The organism is Streptomyces regalis (assembly GCF_001509475.1).
GTDB classification, from domain to species: Bacteria; Actinomycetota; Actinomycetes; order Streptomycetales; family Streptomycetaceae; genus Streptomyces; species Streptomyces regalis.
This window is the reverse complement of record NZ_LLZG01000182.1, coordinates 1-1,946: the sequence shown is the minus strand read 5'-3', so window position 1 is coordinate 1,946 and position 1,946 is coordinate 1. Positions and strand designations below refer to the sequence as shown.

At 68.0% G+C, this 1,946-nt stretch carries 2 protein-coding genes and 2 pseudogenes; 3 read left to right on the top strand and 1 reads right to left on the bottom strand.

The window, feature by feature from the left end; all coding sequences use genetic code 11:
- Window positions 1–124 (bottom strand): annotated as a pseudogene (locus tag ADL12_RS52885) (hypothetical protein); the annotation flags it as partial.
- Between the two features lie 168 nt (window positions 125–292).
- Here ADL12_RS52885 and ADL12_RS21350 point away from each other — a divergent pair.
- The 3 genes and pseudogenes from ADL12_RS21350 to ADL12_RS21340 all read left to right on the top strand — a co-directional run.
- Window positions 293–505, top strand: coding sequence for a hypothetical protein (locus tag ADL12_RS21350; RefSeq protein WP_062704274.1), 213 nt, complete (start codon window positions 293–295; stop codon window positions 503–505).
- A 198-nt stretch (window positions 506–703) separates the two neighbouring features.
- On the top strand, window positions 704–1,396 hold the full coding sequence (locus ADL12_RS21345; protein ID WP_062704273.1) for a lysophospholipid acyltransferase family protein: 693 nt from the start codon (window positions 704–706) through the stop codon (window positions 1,394–1,396).
- A gap of 352 nt (window positions 1,397–1,748) precedes the next feature.
- A pseudogene (locus ADL12_RS21340) lies at window positions 1,749–1,946 on the top strand (ester cyclase); the annotation flags it as partial.

Below are 1,946 nucleotides of genomic sequence, written 5' to 3'. Positions count from 1 at the left end.
CCGGTGGCAGGAGCTCGCCGCCGGGGTGGCGAACGCCGTGCGTGTGCATACCGGAGCCGTTGTCGCCGAAGATCGGCTTCGGCATGAAGGTCGCCCTCTTGCGGTTGCGCCAGGCCACGTTCTGACCCAGCGGCGGCGCAGAGCGGGGTCGGTCCGGCCGACGGCCGGACCGACCCCGCCGGGGAGTGGCCAAGCACTCGTGTCCGGAGGGATTCTGGTGGTAGTCGCCCACAGGCCCGGGCGCAATGAACGGCTCCATACCGTGCCGCTCCTGCTGTCCGCGGGAGTCACCATGAAAGACGAACTGATCCAACCGGCCGCCGACGTGCTCTTCGACGTCCCGGACGACGTGCATGCGGAGATCATCGCGCTCATCACCGCTGTGGCCGTGGACTCGACGACGAAGGTCTCGGACCTGGCCGCAGCGTTCGGTGAATGGTGCTGGCTCGTATATACCCGCCATGGTGACGTGATCGAAGTGCTGGACGTCGGCTGCGCCCGCTGACTCGGTGACGGGGCCCGTACCGCGGTCTGGCGTATTACAGGGGTCGGCCGACTGCATGCGGTAGCCGGGGACGACGTCGCCCTGGTGAGACGATCCGGGCGACGGCCGCGGGCGGGGCGAGCTGGACGGCGGGGCGTAGGAGAGGTGAGGGCCGCGCGGGCCAACCACAGCACCTGATTCGGCAGTGGGGAGCCGCCCGTGTTCTATTACGTGCTCAGGTACGTCCTTCTCGGGCCGCTGCTGCGGCTGCTGTTCCGGCCGCGGGTCGAGGGGCTCGAGCATGTTCCGGCGCGGGGCGCGGCGATCGTCGCCGGGAATCACCTGTCCTTCGCTGACCCCCTCCTCATGCCCGCGGTGCTGAAACGGCGCATCACGTTCCTGGCCAAGGCGGAGTACTTCACGGCGCCGGGCCCCAGGGGCCGACTGACCGCGCTCGTTCTCCGCGGTGCCGGACAGATTTCGGTGGACAGGTCGGGCAGGGCCGCGGCGCAGGCGGGGATCCGGAAGGGGCTCGGGGTACTGGCGAAGGGAGAACTGCTCGCGATCTATCCGGAGGGCACGCGTTCTCCCGACGGCCGGCTGCACAAGGGCAAGGTCGGAGTGGCGGTGATGGCGCTGGCCGCGCAGGTTCCGGTGGTTCCGTGCGCGATGGTGGGGACGTTCCAGATCTGGCCTTCGGGAAGTGTCCTGCAGAGACTCCCGCCGGTGACGATCCGTTTCGGGGAACCACTGGACTTCTCGCGCTTCGCAGGGATGGCGCACCACAAGACGGTGCTGCGGGCCGTCACCGACGAGATCACATACGCGATCTTGCGACTGTCGGGCCAGGAGTACGTGGATCGGTACGCGGCCGACGTGAAGGCCGGGCAGGCGATGGGGCGGCGGGGCTGAGGTCCACCGCCCTTAGGTGCGACCGGGCCCGGACGGAGTCGAGGTTCTCGCGGCTGAGGCAGGCGATCAGGTGGGCCAGCAACCCGTCAACGCCCCGCCCGGGCGGAGCCGGGTGACCCAGGGCCCACAGCGCCGCCTCCGGGTCGGGCAGCGTCCACACCAGGTGCCAACTCCGCTACCCCGGAACCGGCGGCTGGTCTGCCATCCAGAACGGCGCGGGCTCCGCAATAGCAGATGTCGGCCCCGATGACTCAGCAGCTGGAGCGACAGAAGAAGCAAGGATAAAAGCCCCGTTATAGCCTGAAATCGCCGAATTCATTCATTCGCGTCGCTGATCGCACGGGAGGGGCTCATGACCTTCGTCCAGCTCATCGACTGCAAGACCAGCAACATCGACCAGCTCAACCAGCTGATGGACAACTGGGTCGAGGCGACCCAGGGCAAGCGGACGGCCACGCACTCGATCGTCGGGCAGGACCGCTCGGACTCCACCCATGTCGTCGAGATCGTGGAGTTCCCGTCCTACGAAGAGGCCATGAAGAACTCCAAC